Genomic DNA, 19,743 nt, shown 5'->3' with positions numbered 1-19,743 from the left:
GGGAGGCTTTTATTACCTCCCCATTTTGTTTTTATGTTATTCTTTATTTATATTCAGCCCATGACTTGATATCCACATCTTCAAGTTTAACAGTACAGAATGCATAAATAAACGCACTTGCTAATCTACTATTTGTTATCAATGGTACATTTAGATCTACAGCAGCTCTACGAATCTTATATCCGTTATCCAACTCACTCGCTGTCAGATCTTTTGGTATGTTAACAACCATATCTATTTTATGTTCATGTAACATATCAAGTGCTTGCGGATGCCATTGTTCACTTGGCCAGTAAACCATTTCATTTTCGATACCATTTTCTTTAAGATACTTAGATGTACCGCCTGTAGCATATATTTTATATCCATGTTCAACAAGCATTTTAGCAGCATCAAGCATTTCAGCCTTTTGTTTTGCAGAGCCCGTTGAAAGTAAGATTGTCTTCTTAGGTATTCTGTGCCCAACAGACAGCATACTAGTTAATAGAGCCTGTGTAGTATCATCACCTAGGCAACCAACCTCACCTGTTGATGACATATCAACTCCAAGTACAGGATCGGCCTTTTGGAGTCGGTTGAATGAAAATTGACTAGCCTTAATACCTACATAGTCAAGATCGAACAAGTTTTTATTAGGTTTATCAACCGGAATTCCAAGCATTACCTTAGTAGCAAGTTCAATAAGATTAATCTTTAGTACTTTACTAACGAAAGGAAAAGAACGAGATGCACGTAAGTTACATTCAATTACCTTTATATCATTTTCACGCGCTAGATATTGTATATTGAAAGGACCACTTATGTGCAATTCCTTTGCTATTTGACGACTGACACGTTTTATTCTTCTAATAGTCTCGCAATACAATTTTTGAGGAGGGAACTGTATTGTTGCATCACCTGAGTGTACACCGGCAAATTCAATATGCTCGCTAATAGCATATGCAATAATATCGCCATCTTTGGCCACTGCATCCATCTCAACTTCCTTTGCATGCTCAATGAAACGACTAACTACAACAGGATGATCTTCACTGACATTAGCAGCCAATTTAAGGAATCTCTCAAGTTCTTCTTCGTTAGAACAAACGTTCATTGCTGCACCAGAAAGAACATACGAAGGACGTACTAATACAGGGAAACCTACCTTATCAATAAATACGTTTATATCATCCATACTGGTCAATGCACTCCATTCAGGCTGATCTATTCCATTGCGTGTAAGCATAGAAGAGAACTTCGCTCTGTCTTCAGCATTGTCAATATCTTTTGCAGATGTTCCTAATATTGGCACACATTGATCATCAAGACGTATAGCCATGTTATTAGGAATCTGTCCTCCTGTAGATATTATGACTCCATGTGGATTTTCCAAATCTATGATGTCCATTACACGTTCAAATGTAAGTTCATCAAAATAAAGGCGATCACACATATCATAATCGGTAGAAACCGTCTCCGGATTGTAGTTTATCATTATACTACGGTAACCTTCCTTACGTATTGTATTCAATGCCTGAACACCGCACCAATCGAATTCTACAGAACTACCAATACGATAAGCGCCAGAACCAATTACGACTATACTGCGTTTATCATTTTCAAACTTTACATCACTCGTAACACCTGCATAAGTAACATAAAGGTAATTAGTCTGTGCAGGATATTCGGCAGCCAATGTATCTATCTGCTTTACTACAGGAGTAATACCATAGTTCTTACGAAGATTACGTATCACAAGTCCTGCCTTATACATATTATGTATTTCCTCTTCAAGACCTACAGCTCTGGCTATCTGGAAATCGGTAAAGCCATAAACTTTAGCTTCGCGTAACAAATATTTATCCAGTACATTTACGCTTGTGCATTTACGTAGTTTCTCGTCAATATCAATAATATGCTTAAGTTTCTGAAGAAACCATTTATCAATCTTTGTAAGGTCGTGTATCTGGTCAATCGTATAGCCTTTATGCATTGCCTTTGATATAACAAAGATTCGTTTATCTGTAGGCTCTTGCAATGATTCGTCAATATTCTCTATATTAAGTTCTTTGTTTTCAACATATCCGTGCATGCCTTGACCAATCATCCTTAGTCCTTTCTGGATGGCCTCTTCAAAATTACGCCCAATGGCCATAACTTCACCAACAGATTTCATTGAAGAACCTAATTCACGGTCAACTCCATGAAATTTGCTTAAGTCCCATCTAGGAATCTTACATACTACATAATCAAGAGCTGGTTCAAAAAATGCACTTGTAGTTTTGGTTACAGAGTTTTTAAGTTCAAACAGTCCATAGCCCATTCCTAGTTTTGCTGCTACAAAAGCTAGAGGATATCCTGTCGCTTTTGAAGCCAATGCAGAAGAACGGCTTAGACGAGCATTAACCTCTATTACCCTATAATCCTCACTCTTGGGATCAAAGGCATATTGTACGTTGCACTCTCCTACTATTCCTATATGACGAATTATCTTTATAGACAAAGCACGCAGTTTATGGTACTCACTGTTAGATAAAGTCTGCGAAGGAGCAATAACAATACTCTCTCCCGTATGTATGCCAAGCGGGTCAAAGTTTTCCATATTGCAGACTGTAATACAATTATCATAACGGTCACGTACTACTTCATATTCTATTTCTTTCCAGCCTTTAAGACTCTTTTCAACTAATACTTGAGGAGAAAAAGCAAATGCCTTTTCTGCCAACTTATTAAGTTCATCTTCGTTGTCACAAAATCCACTACCCAAACCACCTAGTGCATAAGCAGCACGAATGATAACTGGATATCCTAATTCAGCTGCAGCCCTACGGCAATGTTCTAAGTCTTCGCAAGCTTCGCTCTTTATTGTTTTGACATTTATCTCTTTCAACTTATCAACAAAGAGTTCACGGTCTTCAGTATCCATAATAGCTTGTACTGGGGTACCAAGAACACGAACATTATATTTTTCAAGAACTCCACTCTTGAATAATTCAACTCCACAATTAAGAGCAGTCTGACCACCAAATGCAAGCAAAATGCCATCAGGGTGTTCTTTTTCAATTACTCGTTCAACAAAATAAGGTTGAACAGGAAGAAAATAAATCTGATCTGCAACACCTTCAGAAGTTTGTACAGTAGCAATATTTGGATTAATAAGTACTGTATAAATGCCCTCCTCACGTAAAGCTTTAAGCGCCTGCGAACCTGAATAGTCAAACTCACCTGCTTCTCCTATTTTTAAGGCTCCTGAACCGAGAAGCAATACTTTCTTTATATTATCGTCTTTCATATGTTTCCTATTTTTCTATTTAACGAAGAGCTTCTACAAACTTATCAAACATAAATTCAGTATCAACCGGACCCGAACATGCTTCTGGATGGAATTGACTAGTAAACCAAGGATTAGTCTTATGACGTATACCTTCATTTGAGCCGTCATTCATATTTACGAATAATTCTTCCCAATCTTTACCTAATGTAGATGCATCTACAGCATATCCATGGTTCTGACTTGTAATATAACATTTATCCGTACCAACCATTCTTACTGGTTGATTGTGTGAACGATGTCCGTATTTTAGTTTAAATATGGATGCGCCGCCTGCCTTTGCCAGCAGTTGATTACCCATACAAATACCGCATATTGGTTTTGTATTGATACTCATTTGCTTTCTTATTACATTAACAGCATCCTCACACAGATCAGGATCGCCAGGACCATTAGCAAGAAACAATCCGTCGAATTCCATATTTGTATAATCATAATTCCAAGGAACCCTTATCACCTCAACATCTCTATTGATAAGACATCTTATAATATTATTCTTTACTCCACAATCTACAAGTACAACTTTTTTACCTGCTCCTTCATTGTACTTGATGATGCTCTTGCAACTTACCTTGTCAACGAAGTTAACACCATTATAATCTGCATCAGGAATATTATCAGGCTGATCATCAAAGAGAATCTTGCCCATCATTACACCATGCTCACGCAAAACTTTAGTAAGTTCACGTGTATCTATTCCTGTAATTCCAGGAACATGTTCACGTTTAAGCCAATCAGCAAGGCTCTCTACAGCATTCCAATGGCTATACTGTTCACTGTAATCAGCAACAATTATAGCAGATGCATAAATTTTGTCGCTTTCCATAAATGTTGCAATTTTGTTTTCTTCCACTGTGAATGGAGGAACGCCATAATTACCTACCAATGGATAAGTAAGTGTCATTAATTGTCCAGCATAAGAAGGGTCTGTGAGACTCTCTGGATATCCCATCATTGCTGTATTGAATACAACCTCACCAGCTACCGGTTGCTCGTAGCCAAACGATTTTCCATGAAATTTTGTTCCGTCTTCCAAGACTAATGTTACATTCTTCATTATTCTTTTGTATAGTTTAGAATTTTTGTTCGTTATTGTATACCTCTTCGATATAATTTACAAATGCCTGATTTACAAGTTTCATACCACCTTCGGTAGGATAATCACCCGTAAAGTACCAGTCACCTTTCTGGTTTGGTATAGCTGTATGCAGGCCTTCTATAGATTGATAAACCAACTCTATAGGAGTAGAAACACCTTTTGGCCTTAACATTTGTACCATTTTTGCATTCAATTCTTCTACAGAGAAAGGCTTATACAAATCTTGTACGCAGTTACGCATTTTATTTTTAGGCTTTTCTAATTCCAACAGACACTTATGATACGTATCTTCAATAAGATTATACATGCCTTTGTCGTGTATTAGTTGAATACAAGCACGGAAAGCTATGAATTCTTCCAGTCTACTCATATCAATACCATAATAGTCTGGATAACGTATCTGAGGTGAAGAACTTACTATTACTATTTTATGAGGATGCAAACGGTCCAATATTTTTATAATACTTTCTTTAAGTGTAGTTCCGCGTACAATGCTATCATCAATGACAACCAAATTATCTATATTCTTTTCAAGAGATCCATATGTAATATCATATACATGCGCAGCAAGGTCATTTCTAGAATTACCCTCTGTAATAAACGTTCTAAGTTTTATATCTTTGATCGCCACTTTTTCACTACGCACATATTGATTCATTATCTGAAATAACTCTTCATGGGTAGGTTTATGATCAAGTGCCTCTATCTGATGTATTTTCTGATCATTGATATATCTTTTAAAACCACTTAACATGCCATAAAAAGCAACTTCGGCTGTATTAGGTATAAAAGAAAACACTGTATGATCTGTATCAAAATCTATTGCTTTTAAAATCTTAGGAACTAATTGTTCACCTAATTTTTTACGTTCTTGATATATATCACGGTCTGAACCACGACTGAAATATATCCGTTCGAAAGAACATGCCTTATCACCACGCTGTTCTAGTATGCGCTCAACAGTACATTCACCATTCCTTTTAACTAACAGAGCCATACCCGGTTGCAATTCCTGCACATCCTCGCACTCCAATTCAAATGTAGTCTGAAGAACAGGACGCTCACTTGCCATGACAACTATTTCATCATTTTGATACCAAAATGCAGGTCGTATACCCCAAGGATCACGCATAGCAAACAATTCGCCACTTCCTGTAATACCTGAAACTACATAGCCACCATCAAAATCAGGCATCGATGTTTTCAAAACATTGCTAATTTTGACATTATCATCTATATATCTAGTGATATCTTCACCCTTTAAGCCTTGGCGTTCAGCCTCGACGAAATTGCGTTCCACTTCACGATCCAACCTATGCCCCATCAATTCAAGCATAATATATGAATCACTGTATATGCGAGGACACTGACCCTGAGCTGTTATCTTTTTGAATATCTCGTCAATATTTGTCATATTGAAGTTTCCGCAAAGACTTAGGTTTTTTGCTCTCCAATTATTACGACGCAAAAACGGGTGGACATATTGAAGGCCACGCTTGCCGGTTGTTGAATACCGGAGGTGGCCCATATAAAGTTCGCCGGCGAATGGTAATTCGCGCTTTGCATATTCCGAATTCGCAATTTGATCAGGCGATAAGTTCACAAAATTTTGTTGGACTGTACCGAATATTTCGGTAATCGCATTAGCCCCCATCGCCCTTTCACGAAACATATATTCATTACCAGGCTGAGTTTCTAATTTCACGCAAGCCATACCTGCACCTTCCTGACCGCGATTATGCTGTTTCTCCATCATTAGATAGAGTTTATTAAGCCCATACATCCACGTTCCGTACTTTTGCTGGTAATAATCAAGTGGCTTTAGCAATCTTATCATTGCCACTCCACATTCATGTTTCAGTTGTTCCATCAATTATATCTTTTTCTTTTACCTTATTCTACTGTTACTGATTTAGCCAAATTTCTAGGTTGATCCACATTTTTTCCCTTGCATACTGCTATATGATAAGCTAGTAGTTGCAATGGGATAGTTGACAATAGTGGTTCAAGACACTCTATAGTTGCAGGCAATTCTATTACTTGATCTGCTATTTTACTGATTGTCTTGTCGCCCTTTGTTACAAGGGCTATAACCCGCGCATTACGTGCCTTTATTTCTTGTATATTACTTATAACCTTTTCATAAAGAGCATTATGAGTTGCTACGACTACTACAGGCATATCAGAATCAATTAACGCGATTGGGCCATGTTTCATCTCTGCTGCCGGATAGCCTTCAGCATGTATATAACTTATCTCTTTTAACTTAAGGGCTCCCTCAAGGGCTACAGGATAACTAAATCCTCTTCCTAAATAAAGGAAATTATGTGCATACGTGAATGCTCTACTCAGACTCTCTATTTTGTCATTAAGATTAAGAACTTCCTTCATCTTATCAGGAATAAGACTTAACTCTTTAACAATCTCTAAATATTTTTTTTCTTCGATAGTCCCCATTACATTAGCTAAAGCTAAAGCGAGCATTGTCAGTACAGTGACCTGACCTGTAAATGCTTTTGTAGAAGCAACGCCTATCTCAGGACCTACATGTATATAAGATCCGGTATCCGTTGATCTAGGTATGCTTGAGCCAATTGCATTACATATACCATAGATGAAAGCACCTTTTTCTTTTGCCATGTTTACAGCAGCTAATGTATCAGCAGTTTCACCACTTTGAGAAATTGCTATAACTACATCATCTTTTGTTAATACTGGATTTCTATATCTAAATTCAGACGCATATTCTACATCTACCGGTTTTCTACAAAGCGATTCTAGTATCTGTTTTCCAATTAGACCTGCATGCCACGAAGTTCCACATGCAACAATAATAAATCTCTTTGCATTAACAAGCTGTTTTTTATAATCTATTACAGCACTTAGAGTAACATTGTTAGCAGAAGTATTTACTCGTCCTCTCATGCAATTAGTTATGCATTCTGGTTGCTCAAAAATCTCTTTAAGCATGAAATGTGGAAATCCTCCTTTTTCAATCTGTCCAAGATTTATATCTATAGTCTGTACAGGAGTATCCATTTTATGATTAAGGATATTTACAATTTTGAGCTCTTCCCCAAGACGCATTACAGCAATTGCCCCATCTTCCAAATAAACGACCTTATCGGTATATTCAACAATTGGACTTGCATCTGATCCTAAAAAGAATTCATCTTTACCAATTCCAACGACTAACGGACTCTGTTTTCTAGCAGCAATGATTTGATTAGGATTAGTTTTATCTAGCAACGCAATAGCATATGCTCCGATAACTTCTCTAAGCGCATATTGAACAGCAGTAAGCAAATCCAACTTTTTTTGCAATTGAATATATTCAATCAGCTGTACTAAGACTTCAGTATCTGTATCTGAACGAAAATGAACGCCTTTCTCTTGAAGTTTCTTCTTAAGATCCGCGTAGTTTTCTATTATACCATTATGAATTATAGCCAGATTTCTAGATTCAGAATAATGAGGATGAGCATTTTGACTTGAGGGTTCTCCGTGTGTAGCCCAACGTGTGTGAGCAATGCCAATGTTACCTGTTATATCTTTGTCTTTTACATAATTTTCTAACTCACAGACTTTTCCTTTAGTCTTATAAACGTTCAATGCACCGTTACTGTTTATCATTGCAACACCGGCACTATCGTAACCTCTATATTCAAGTCTTTTCAGACCTTTTATTAATATATTGTAAGCGCCTTTCTTACCTATATATCCAACTATTCCACACATTTAATATGATTAATTCTTAAAGATATTATACAAAAGTGATGATAACGAAAGAAGAATACTTGTAGCAGAGAACCAAATAGAAGTCATACTACCTATCTGAGAATTCTGTGCTTTTGCTTTATTGGGTTCAACATAAACTACATCGTTCTGTTGCAAATAGTAATAAGGTGAATTTATTAAATTTGCATCATTCAAATTCAATTTATATATATGTTTTTCACCTTGTGCATCTTCCCTAATTAGTTTAACATTTTCACGTTTACCATAAATTGTCAGGTCACCAGCTTGTGCTAATGCTTCTAGAATTGAGATTTTTTCATTTCCAACTGACATTGTCCCTGGCTTGTCCACTTCACCGAGTACGGATATTTTATAGTTAGACATTCTTACCGTAACAATAGGCCTGTTGTCCTTACTCATATATGGCTTTATTTTCTCATCTATAAGCATTTCAGCTTCTTTCTTTGTCAATCCACCTACATGTATTTTGCCAATTACAGGATAAACTATTTCGCCGTCATTATCTACTAGATAATCCTGCATCAACGCTTGTCCATAAGAAGAGCGGTTAGCTGCAGATGTTGTTGTAGGAACTGTCAAATTGAATGGTACTGCAGCTTCCTGATCTGTTGTGCTAACAGTAATAGTAAGCAAATCTTTTGGCATTATATGCGCATCATAAAGAACTTTTGATTTAGCAAGGCTTATTGTATCACTATTTTGAAAATAAGCTACCTGCTTTGTGGAACCCGAGCAACCACTCAAGAACAATACTATAGTCAAAACGGCTATAGGTAAAACGTGTTTTTTTGTCATTGTCATTTGTGATAATACATTATATCGGTGCAAAATTACTCTTAATTTTTGTATTTGGCAAATATTTCATAACATTTATTTCTATTATATTAAAAACGAGGGTTGAAATTCAATCAATGAAAATCAACCCTCGTAATATTCTAAAGAAAAGAATTAAAAATTAAAATAATTCTTTGCGTTATTATAACTTATATCTTCAACCATTCTATAAAGATTTTCCTTATCATTAGGAAGAAGGCCTTTCTCCACATCATTTCCTAAAAGATTACATAGAGTACGACGGAAATATTCATGACGCGGATATGAAAGGAAAGAACGGCTATCTGTTAGCATACCAACGAAACGACTCAATAGGCCTAAAACAGACAAGGCATTCATCTGACGAGTCATACCGTCTAGTTGGTCGTTAAACCACCAACCGCTACCAAACTGAATTTTACCAGGGCATGTACCATCCTGAAAATTACCAAGCATGGTTGCAATAACTTCATTGGCGCATGGGTTTAATGTATATAATATTGTACGAGTAAGCTTACCTTCTGTATTGAGATGGTTAAGGAATCTGCTCATAGCTTTTGCTGTATTGAATTCACCGATAGAATCAAAACCTGTATCAGGACCAAGTTGTTCAAACATTTTTGTATTATTATCGCGAATTGCACCATAATGATACTGTTGAGTCCAGTCTGAATCATAATCCATCTCAGCAAATTTCGTCAGCATACAATTCTTAAACTGGCGTATTTCTTGCTGTGATAATTGTTGGCAACGCATAGCCTTTTCGAATATTATTTCTATCTGACTGTCTGTATATTCTTCATCATAGAATTCCTCAATACCATGATCGCTAAGACGACAACCATTAGCAGCAAAGAAATCATGTCTTTTCTGCAATGCATCAATCATATCAGCAAATTTTGATACAGTTACACCTGCAACTTCGCCAAGTTTATTTACATATTCAGAAAAATTCTTAGTATTGTCAACAGCCATAGCTTTGTCAGGACGCCATGCTGGAATCATTTTTATTTCAAAACCACTTTTGCGTGTCTGTTTGTGAAAACGCAAATCATCAATAGGATCGTCTGTCGTACAAACGCATTCTACATTATATCTACGCATTAGTCCTCTAGCAGAATACTCTGGCAATTTAAGTTTCTCATTACATTCGTCAAATATTTCACGAGCAGTTTTCGGACTTAACAATTTGTCTATTCCGAAAGCTGTTTTCAATTCAAGATGAGTCCAATGATACAAAGGATTACGGAATGTATATGGTACTGTTTCAGCCCATTTTTCAAATTTTTCCCAGTCTGATGTGTCAGTTCCTGTACAGTATTTTTCATCAACACCGTTAGTACGCATAGCACGCCATTTATAATGATCACCTCCCAGCCATAATTCTGTTATGCTTTTAAATTTATGATCATTAGCGACCATTTCTGGAATAAGATGACAATGGTAATCAATAATAGGCATTTTAGCCGCATGGTTGTGGAATAAATCCTGCGCAGTTTCTGTCTCAAGCAGGAAGTCTTTATCCATAAAATGTTTCATTATGTTTTAAGTTTTAAGAGTTTATCAATATTTCATGCAAATATACAACGTTTTTTTTGATATTCACAATAAAATGATTAATTTTGTGCCTAAAATTTACGTAAACGATGTCAGACATATTATTAATATATACAGGTGGTACGATAGGAATGCATCGCAATCCTATTACCAAGGCATTAGAGCCTTTTGATTTCATAAGATTGATAAGCAGTGTACCGGAACTGGCATCGATTGGTGCCCATATAGAAACATTCCAGTTTAATCCTCCAATAGACTCGAGTGACATGTCACCACAGAAATGGTGCTTGCTTGTAAATATCATATACGCCAACTACGAAAAGTATGACGGATTTGTTGTTCTTCATGGAACTGATACAATGGCATATACGGCATCTGCATTATCTTTCATGATGGAGAACCTTACAAAACCGGTAATTCTTACAGGAAGCCAATTGCCTATCGGTCAAGTTCGTACAGACGGAAAAGAAAATCTTATTACTAGTATTGAAATTGCCAGTGCAAAAAACAAGGAAGGCTTTGCTTTAATACCTGAAGTCTGCATCTATTTCCATGGTAGATTATTGCGTGGTAACAGGGCTACAAAAAGTAATGCAGATCTTTTTGATGCATTCGAGACTTTCAATTATCCGCATTTAGGAGAGACCGGGGTCAATATTTCATATAACATTCTCCATGTTTTAAAACCAAAGCATCAAGATTATATGATTCCACATACGGTCTTAAATCCAAATGTTATTGTATTCAGTCTATTTCCTGGTATACAGGAGAATCTCGTTCGAAGAATAATTGGCATTACTGAATTAAGGGCAATTGTTTTGCGAACATATGGAAGTGGTAATGCTCCGCAAGAAGAATGGCTAAAGAAATTGTTTCATGAAGCAACAGCGAATAATATTATCATTGTAAACATAAGCCAATGTCAGAAAGGCACCGTTGAAATGTCAAGATATGACACGGGCAACTGGCTTAAATCATGTGGTGTAATAAGCGGCTATGATTCAACGGTAGAAAGTGCAGTAACAAAATTAATGTACCTTCTAGGTAGATATAGGGATACTGTCAAGGTCATTCAGAATATGCAGAAATCTCTTCGTGGGGAAATAACAAAATAGTCCGTTTCATTATTAAAAAAACATAAAAGGGCTGAAGCCGATTAACAATACGATAAATTAATCATATATTTGCAAAAATAACTAATTATAATATTGATATTATGAAAGATTTAAAAGGAACAAAAACAGAAAAGAACTTACAGGAAGCATTTGCAGGAGAGTCTATGGCTCGTAACAAATACACTTACTTTGCTTCAAAGGCTCGCAAAGACGGTTTCCAACAAATTGCAGCAATATTTGAGGAAACAGCAGGTAATGAAAAAGAACATGCCAAGTTGTGGTACAAATATCTAAACGGAGGTAATATCAATGATACAGACTCAAATCTTGAGGATGCAGCAAACGGTGAGCATTATGAATGGACAGACATGTACGCTCGTATGGCTTCAGATGCACGCGAAGAGGGTTTTATTGAAATTGCAGCAAAATTCGAAGGTGTTGCAGCAATTGAAAAGACACACGAAGAACGTTATCGCAAACTTCTTAAAAACATAAAAGACAAAAAGGTTTTCTCAAAAGACGGCGATTGCATTTGGCAATGCGCTAATTGCGGACATATTGTTATAGGGAAAGTAGCCCCGGAAGTTTGCCTGGTATGCCTTCATCCGCAAAGCTATTTTCAAGTTAAAGCTGAAAATTATTAATCATCAGTTACATAATATAAAAAAGAGGTCTTTGTAGACCTCTTTTTTATTATACTATAATTCTTGTTTTATGATAATTTTCTCGAAACTCTGTTGGTGAACAACCTTTTTTCTTTTTAAAAATACGATTAAAATTACTTAGGTTATTAAAACCACAATTAAAACTTATCTCAGCAATACTCTGAGCGGTATCAACTAATAATCTAGTTGCGCACCCCAATCTTATATCAATTATATACTCACTAAGATTTCGTCCTGTATGCAATTTAAAGAAGCGACTGAATGCACTTGGGCTCATACCTGCAATATCAGCTAATGTCGCCAAGCGTATTTCATCCATATAGTTCTTTGATATATAATTTTTAACCTTAAGAACACGACGACTGTCACTCTCGTCAGAAACCTTTGCATAACTGCTTGTCGCCAAAGTCCTTGCTCCATCACTTTTGGATAGTTCGTAGAGTATGGTCATAAATTGCATAACAGCATAAAATCCGTCTGTTATTGAACTCAACTTATCAATAAGGCTATACACCTTCATAATAGCTGACAATGGGAAACACAATCCTTTCCTTCCCTCTGTCATCATTTTTTTCATGCTATTAAATGGGTTTCTGCAAAACATACTAGTTTCACTCATATCCAGATCAAACTGTATAGTCACCTCACGTATATCAGGACTATTACACTTGCCTTGCTCCCACACATGTTCAAGATCCGGACTTGTAATCAGGACCAAATCATACTCACCGATTTCTTCTGTACTATCACCAACAATACGCCTTACGCCTGTTGCATGTTCTATGAAATTCAGTTCGTATACCTCATGGTTATGAATTGGATAAGTAAATTCTTTTTTATGCCTGTCTGCGATATAAAGAATATCCTTACCCATCAGTGGAGTTATCTCATGAATGACTCTACGTTCATCCGTATTTATCATATTTTCAATTCTTTAAGAATATCTGATATTTTTTGAAGTGTAGTAAGTCTTGTGGGAACTAAAGGAAGTCTTAAAACATTTTCTAGCATTCCCATCTGGTGTAGCATTGCTTTTACGCCAGCTGGATTCCCATCAACAAAAAGAAGATTAAAAAGGTCTGTAAATTTATGATGTATTTTTCTAGCTACATCGTATTCACCATGCAATGCCAGTCTTACCATCTTTGAAAATTCTTTTGGAAGAGCATTTCCTATCACGCTGATTACTCCTACCGCACCGCAAGCTATCATAGGAAACGTAAGAGAATCATCACCACTGATAACATCAAAACGTGATGGCTTGTTTTTTATTATTTCATCAACCTGTTCAAGATTACCGCTTGCTTCTTTAATGGCAACAATATTTTTGCAGTCGTTAGCCAATCTAACTGTAGTTGCAGCAGCCAAATTAACACCTGTTCTACCAGGAACATTATATAAAACGACAGGTAATTCTGTAGCGGCAGCTATAGCTTTGAAGTGTTGATAAAGTCCCTCTTGAGATGGCTTATTATAATAAGGACATACACTGAGGACACCATCCACGCCTTTAAAATTACCATTTTTCAGTTCATCTATCACAACCGCAGTATTATTTCCTCCACATCCCATTAAAATAGGAATGCGCCCGCAAACATTATCTACTATAAAATCCTTTATTTTTGACTTTTCATCTTTTGTAAGACATGGTGTTTCTCCTGTAGTAGCCAAGATGCATAAAAAATCAGCACCATTGTCAATTTGATATGACAAAAGACGTTTCAAAGCATCATAATCTACAGTCATATCAGCTTTGAAAGGTGTTATTAAAGCAATTCCTAATCCCTTAAAAATATTGTTTATCATAATTAAATTCTTTATCGGTTGCAAAAATACAAATTTTATATTATAACAAACAACAATGTTCCGAAAAAAAATTTATTTGTAAATAATATATATATATTTATACAAATAAATTCAAAATAGTCACATTATGTTATCAGGCAAGACCTACATAAGAGGACTAAATAGAGCATAATACAAGTAATTGATTACACAAAAAATATCTTTTTTATGATGTTTTTCCTTTTGTGTACCCGCACAATAAAAAATTACAAAAAAAATATTCAAAAAGTTTTGGAGTTTTGGAAAAATCATTTATCTTTGCAATCGTTATCCTGAAAACAATCTTTTTACCTTAAAGGAAACTAATACCTATTGAAGATATGAAGCGATTACCTGTGAAGGCAATCGCTTTGTTAGTTTATACAGCTTCAATTTCAACAAATTAAGCAGCACGTAATTAGTTATCAAAAAAGAATGGTTTTCACAAATGCATCTCAGATAACAAGAAATTCTACATAAAGGTATGTGCTAAATAAAGGATCAATTTAAGATATCAACAAATCTGGCAAACATACTTTTTTAGAAACAGCATTAAATTATGCTCAAAAAATCCGTAATGATACCTACATAACAATATTTTTTGAATAAAATATTTGTTTGTACAAAAAAATAGTTGTAACTTTGCGCCCGATTTAGTCCGTTTAGGCTCAAACAAGTGGTAGCATTAAGCTAGTCCGCCTGACGGAAAAAACCCGTTTAACATAAAAAAATTATGTACGCAATTGTAGAAATTAACGGTCAGCAGTTCAAGGCAGAACAAGGCAAGAAATTGTTTGTTCATCACATTAAAGATGCTAAAGAAGGCCAATCTGTTGAATTTGACAAAGTACTCCTCGTTGATAACGAAGGTAAAGTACAAGTCGGAGCGCCAACCGTAGATGGTGCAAAAGTAGTTTGTGAAGTAGTTTCACCATTAGTAAAAGGTGACAAAGTCATCGTTTTCAAGATGAAACGCCGTAAAGATGAGCGTAAACGCAACGGTCATCGTGAGCAATTCACACAAATAGAAATTAAACAAGTAATCGCTTAAATTTAGGAGGAGTAAAAAAATGGCACATAAGAAAGGTGTAGGTAGTTCTAAGAACGGCCGTGAATCAGCTTCACAGAGATTAGGCGTTAAAATTTGGGGTGGACAGAAGGTTATCGCAGGTAACATCATAGTTCGCCAGCGTGGTACAAAACACAATCCAGGTAATAATGTAGGTATTGGCAAAGACGATACTCTATTTGCATTAGCTGATGGTGTGGTTAACTTTAAGAAGGGACGCAAAGATAAGAGCGTCGTTTCGGTTATCCCTAACGCAGAAGCCTAAATAAACCAAGAGTTTCAAAAAATTATTCCAAACAAACAACATAAGTCCCACTTCTCCACGGAGATTTGGGATTTTTGCGTTTATAGCCACTTTATGTTATATTAAATTATAATATTTCACTTAAATTTCTCATTTTCCAATTTTCAATTCTCAATAAAAATAAGTATCTTTGTGGCGAAATAAACAAAATCATAAAATAAGATAGTTATGCTTACACTAAAACTCATCAGTGAGGAAACTGAACGTGTGATTAAAGGCTTGGAAAAGAAGCACTTCAAAGGTGCTAAAGAAGCCATTGACAATGTACTTGCGATAGATAAGAAACGTCGTGAAGCTCAACAAAAATTAGACAAGAACAAACAAGAAGCAAAACAATTATCATCCAGTATTGGTGCCTTGATGAAACAAGGCAAGAAAGATGAAGTTGACAAGATAAAAGAAAATGTTGCATCTCTAAAAGAAGCAGACAAGGCATTTCAGGAAGAGATGGACAAATCACAGAAAGAACTTATAGCCCTACTGTGTACCATACCAAATATTCCTAACGACGATGTACCAGAAGGTGCAGGTGCTGAAGACAATGTTGTAGTTAAAGAAGGTGGCAATATACCGGAACTACATGAAGGTGCTATGTGCCATTGGGACTTATGCAAAAAATATAACCTTATAGATTTCGACTTAGGTGTTAAAATCACAGGTGCAGGATTCCCTATTTACATAGGTAAAATGGCTCGTTTCCAGCGTGCTCTTGAAGCTTTTTTCCTTGAAGAAGCACGAAAAGATGGATATCTTGAGATACAACCACCATATGTCGTCAACGAAGCATCAGGCTACGGTACAGGTCAGTTACCTGATAAAGAAGGACAAATGTACCATTGCGAGGTAGATAATCTATATCTCATACCTACAGCAGAAGTTCCTGTAACAAATATCTTCCGCGATGAGATTCTTGACGAGAAAGACCTTCCTATCAAGCGTTGTGCTTATTCTGCATGTTTCCGTCGTGAAGCAGGCTCATATGGTAAAGATGTAAGAGGATTAAATCGTCTTCATCAGTTTGACAAAGTTGAACTTGTAAGAATTGATACACCAGAACATTCATATCAGTCATTGAAAGAGATGCTTGACCATGTGGAGCGCCTATGTCAGAAACTAGAATTGCCTTATCACATACTACGTCTATGCGGTGGTGATATGAGTTTCACATCATCAATATGCTACGACTTTGAGGTGTGGAGTGCCGCTCAGAAGAGATGGTTGGAAGTTTCATCTGTATCAAACTTTGAGAGCTATCAGGCCAACAGACTGAAATGCCGTTATCGCGACAGTAATAGTAAGAAGATAGAATTATGCCACACTCTTAATGGCTCTGCCCTCGCCCTTCCGCGCATAGTAGCAGCTATCTTAGAAGACTTCCAGACACCAGAAGGCATTCGTGTACCTAAAGCATTGGTTCCTTACTGTGGCTTTGAAATGATCGACGGAAATAATTTCTAACTAAAAATCTACAAACACAATATAATCTAAATAATCTTTTTATATGAACAAGATCATTCGCAAGGAACAGTTTTCAGAGAAAGTATTTCTCTTTGATATTGAAGCTCCACTAATTGCAAAAAGTCGTAAAGCGGGTAACTTTGTTATCATACGCGTAGGAGACAAGGGTGAACGTATGCCTCTGACTATTGCTGACGCTGATACCGATAAAGGTACAATAACGTTAGTCGTACAAGAAGTTGGCCTATCTTCGACAAAACTATGTAATCTCAACGAAGGTGATTATGTAACAGATGTCGTAGGACCTTTAGGTAATCCTACTCATATTGAGAAATATGGAACTGTTATCTGTGCAGGAGGTGGTGTTGGTGTCGCTCCTATGTTGCCAATAATCAAGGCATTGAAGGCTGCCGGCAATAGAGTTTTGTCTGTCTTGGCCGGTAGAAACAAAGATCTCATCATACTTGAGGATGAAGTTCGTGCCAACAGCGATGAAACTATCATCATGACCGACGACGGTTCTAAAGGTGAAAAAGGCGTGGTAACAATCGGAATTGAAAAATTCATCAATCAGGAACATATAGACAAGGTTTTTGCCATTGGTCCTGCTATAATGATGAAATTCAGCTGCCTGCTAACACAAAAATACAATCTGCCTACAGATGTATCTCTGAATACAATCATGGTCGACGGAACAGGTATGTGCGGCGCATGTCGTCTTACTATCGGAGGCAAAACTAAATTTGTTTGTATTGATGGTCCGGAATTTGACGGAGCATTGGTTGACTGGGATGAAATGTTCAAGCGTATGGGCACTTTCAAGGGTGCAGAGAAAGAGGAGATGGAACATTACCAAGATCATATAGAGAATGTTTCAGGTACTGCGAATGAGAAGTTTACAACAGATATAACAATGGACGTAGAACCGACAAGTGATTCTATAGATGTCCTGACAGACAGAAATGCAGAATGGCGTAAAGAGTTACGTTCATCTATGAAACCAAAAGAGCGTACAGCAATCAAACGTGCTTTAATGCCCGAGCTTGATCCTATTTATCGCGCCACCACACGCCTTGAAGAAGTAAACAAGGGACTCACAAAAGAAATGGCCCTTACAGAATCTAAACGTTGTCTGGATTGTGCAAAACCTACATGTATAGAGGGATGTCCTGTAAGCATAAACATTCCATCATTCATTAAAAATATAGAACGTGGACAATTCTTGGCAGCTGCTAAAGTATTAAAAGATACCTCTGCCCTACCTGCTGTATGCGGACGTGTATGTCCACAAGAGAAACAATGCGAAAGCAAGTGTATTCACCTTAAGATGAACGAACCTGCAGTAGCGATAGGATTCCTTGAGCGTTTTGCAGCTGATTACGAGCGTGAAAGCGGTAACATTTCCATGCCGGAGATAGCTCCTTCAAATGCAATAAAAGTTGCCGTTGTAGGTTCTGGTCCTTCAGGATTGAGCTTTGCCGGTGATATGGCCAAAAAAGGTTATGATGTATATGTGTTTGAAGCACTTCACGAAATCGGTGGAGTTTTAAAATATGGTATTCCGGAGTTCCGTCTGCCCAACAAGATTGTTGATGTGGAAATCGAAAACCTCAAAAAGATGGGTGTGCATTTCCAGACAGACTGCATAGTAGGTAAGACCATCTCTGTAAGTCAACTCGAACAGAGTGGTTTCAAGGGTATCTTTGTAGGTTCAGGCGCAGGTTTGCCAAACTTTATGGATATTCCAGGCGAGAACTCTATTAATATAATGTCTTCTAACGAGTACCTTACCCGTGTAAACTTGATGGATGCAGCTAATCCTAAAACAGATACACCTATCAATTTAGGTAAAAGAGTTGTTGTTGTCGGTGGTGGTAACACGGCTATGGATTCATGCCGTACAGCTAAACGTCTCGGAGCTAAAGTTACACTCGTTTATCGCCGTTCTGAAGCTGAAATGCCAGCTCGTTTAGAAGAGGTAAAACATGCAAAAGAAGAAGGTATAGACTTCTTAACCTTACACAATCCGCTTGAATATATTGCTGACGAAAATGGAGCAGTAAAACAAGCGATACTGCAAGAGATGCAACTAGGAGAACCGGATGCAAGCGGTCGCCGTAGTCCGGAACCAATCCCTGGAAAAACAAAAACATTAGATGTTGATCAGGTAATTGTTGCAGTCGGCGTATCTCCTAACCCACTCGTTCCTAAGTCTATTACTGGACTTGAACTAGGAAGAAAAAATACCATTGTAGTAAATGAAAACATGCAGTCTTCACGCCCTGAGATATATGCCGGTGGTGATATTGTACGCGGTGGCGCTACAGTTATCCTTGCCATGGGTGATGGTCGTAAGGCGGCTGCTAGTATGGATAAGCAACTTCAGAAATAGTGAACGGATTATATACAATCATATTGCTCGTACTTAGTAATGTGTTTATGACACTTGCCTGGTACGGGCATTTAAAATTACAGCAGACAGGTATCAGTAGTAACTGGCCGATAATATGTGTTATCTTATTTTCATGGGGAATTGCATTCTTCGAGTATTGTTGTCAAGTACCGGCCAATCGTTTAGGTTTTGTAGACAACGGAGGCCCTTTCAATCTTGTACAACTAAAAGTTATTCAAGAGTGTATCAGTCTTATCGTTTTTGCTGTGATTGTAAATATTATGTTCCAAAATCAAGGTCTGAGATGGAACCATTATGCAGCATTCGTATTATTAATTGGAGCAGTATATCTTGTTTTTCTAAAATAATAAAGTCAAT

Annotated in this window: 15 protein-coding genes; 7 read left to right on the top strand and 8 right to left on the bottom strand. The window is 36.8% G+C overall.

Annotated elements, in window-relative coordinates; translation table 11 throughout:
* Positions 1-43: 43 nt before the first annotated feature.
* The 6 genes from carB to uxaC form a co-directional block, all read right to left on the bottom strand.
* Positions 44-3,271, bottom strand: coding sequence for a carbamoyl-phosphate synthase (glutamine-hydrolyzing) large subunit (gene carB / locus XYLOR_RS03765; RefSeq protein WP_036877098.1), 3,228 nt, complete (start codon positions 3,269-3,271; stop codon positions 44-46).
* Positions 3,272-3,290: 19 nt separating this feature from the next.
* Positions 3,291-4,367: a glutamine-hydrolyzing carbamoyl-phosphate synthase small subunit gene (gene carA, locus XYLOR_RS03760; protein ID WP_036877096.1), complete on the bottom strand. Its 1,077-nt coding sequence runs from the start codon at positions 4,365-4,367 to the stop codon at positions 3,291-3,293.
* Positions 4,368-4,383: 16 nt separating this feature from the next.
* Positions 4,384-6,279 carry an amidophosphoribosyltransferase gene (locus XYLOR_RS03755; protein WP_036877094.1) on the bottom strand — a complete coding sequence of 632 codons (1,896 nt, stop codon included), beginning with the start codon at positions 6,277-6,279 and terminating at the stop codon, positions 4,384-4,386.
* A 23-nt stretch (positions 6,280-6,302) separates the two neighbouring features.
* Positions 6,303-8,147, bottom strand: a complete 1,845-nt coding sequence (gene glmS / locus XYLOR_RS03750) for a glutamine--fructose-6-phosphate transaminase (isomerizing) (RefSeq protein ID WP_036877092.1) — start codon at positions 8,145-8,147, stop codon at positions 6,303-6,305.
* A gap of 9 nt (positions 8,148-8,156) precedes the next feature.
* Positions 8,157-8,963 carry a polysaccharide biosynthesis/export family protein gene (locus XYLOR_RS03745; protein WP_036880635.1) on the bottom strand — a complete coding sequence of 269 codons (807 nt, stop codon included), beginning with the start codon at positions 8,961-8,963 and terminating at the stop codon, positions 8,157-8,159.
* Positions 8,964-9,116: 153 nt separating this feature from the next.
* Positions 9,117-10,520: a glucuronate isomerase gene (uxaC, locus tag XYLOR_RS03740; protein ID WP_036877090.1), complete on the bottom strand. Its 1,404-nt coding sequence runs from the start codon at positions 10,518-10,520 to the stop codon at positions 9,117-9,119.
* Between the two features lie 107 nt (positions 10,521-10,627).
* On the opposite strand from uxaC, the gene XYLOR_RS03735 reads away from it, so the two are divergent.
* Both XYLOR_RS03735 and rbr read left to right on the top strand, forming a co-directional pair.
* Positions 10,628-11,653, top strand: a complete 1,026-nt coding sequence (locus XYLOR_RS03735) for an asparaginase (RefSeq protein WP_036877088.1) — start codon at positions 10,628-10,630, stop codon at positions 11,651-11,653.
* A gap of 101 nt (positions 11,654-11,754) precedes the next feature.
* Positions 11,755-12,297, top strand: a complete 543-nt coding sequence (gene rbr / locus XYLOR_RS03730) for a rubrerythrin (RefSeq protein WP_036877086.1) — start codon at positions 11,755-11,757, stop codon at positions 12,295-12,297.
* Positions 12,298-12,346: 49 nt separating this feature from the next.
* On the opposite strand, the gene XYLOR_RS03725 is transcribed toward rbr, so the two are convergent.
* Positions 12,347-13,240: an AraC family transcriptional regulator gene (locus tag XYLOR_RS03725; RefSeq protein ID WP_036877083.1), complete on the bottom strand. Its 894-nt coding sequence runs from the start codon at positions 13,238-13,240 to the stop codon at positions 12,347-12,349.
* On the bottom strand, positions 13,237-14,124 hold the full coding sequence (dapA, locus tag XYLOR_RS03720) for a 4-hydroxy-tetrahydrodipicolinate synthase (RefSeq protein ID WP_036877081.1): 888 nt from the start codon (positions 14,122-14,124) through the stop codon (positions 13,237-13,239). Before dapA ends, XYLOR_RS03725 begins: the two co-directional genes overlap by 4 nt.
* A 751-nt stretch (positions 14,125-14,875) precedes the next feature.
* Here dapA and rplU point away from each other — a divergent pair.
* From rplU to XYLOR_RS03695, 5 genes are all read left to right on the top strand, one after another.
* Positions 14,876-15,193, top strand: a complete 318-nt coding sequence (gene rplU, locus XYLOR_RS03715; RefSeq protein ID WP_036877079.1) for a 50S ribosomal protein L21 — start codon at positions 14,876-14,878, stop codon at positions 15,191-15,193.
* Between the two features lie 19 nt (positions 15,194-15,212).
* On the top strand, positions 15,213-15,476 hold the full coding sequence (gene rpmA / locus XYLOR_RS03710) for a 50S ribosomal protein L27 (protein WP_036877077.1): 264 nt from the start codon (positions 15,213-15,215) through the stop codon (positions 15,474-15,476).
* A 207-nt stretch (positions 15,477-15,683) separates the two neighbouring features.
* Entirely contained in the window at positions 15,684-16,973 is a 1,290-nt protein-coding gene (gene serS / locus XYLOR_RS03705) for a serine--tRNA ligase (protein ID WP_036877075.1), read from the top strand.
* A 43-nt stretch (positions 16,974-17,016) separates the two neighbouring features.
* Positions 17,017-19,365, top strand: a complete 2,349-nt coding sequence (locus XYLOR_RS03700) for a bifunctional dihydroorotate dehydrogenase B NAD binding subunit/NADPH-dependent glutamate synthase (RefSeq protein ID WP_036877073.1) — start codon at positions 17,017-17,019, stop codon at positions 19,363-19,365.
* The gene (locus tag XYLOR_RS03695) at positions 19,365-19,733 is read left to right on the top strand and encodes a DMT family protein (RefSeq protein WP_036877070.1); all 369 of its coding nucleotides are present in this window, start codon (positions 19,365-19,367) and stop codon (positions 19,731-19,733) included. Before XYLOR_RS03700 ends, XYLOR_RS03695 begins: the two co-directional genes overlap by 1 nt.
* Positions 19,734-19,743 lie beyond the last annotated feature (10 nt).

It is taken from the genome of Xylanibacter oryzae DSM 17970 (genome assembly GCF_000585355.1).
Taxonomy (GTDB): domain Bacteria; phylum Bacteroidota; class Bacteroidia; order Bacteroidales; family Bacteroidaceae; genus Prevotella; species Prevotella oryzae.
This window is presented reverse-complemented; position numbering and strand designations above follow the sequence as displayed.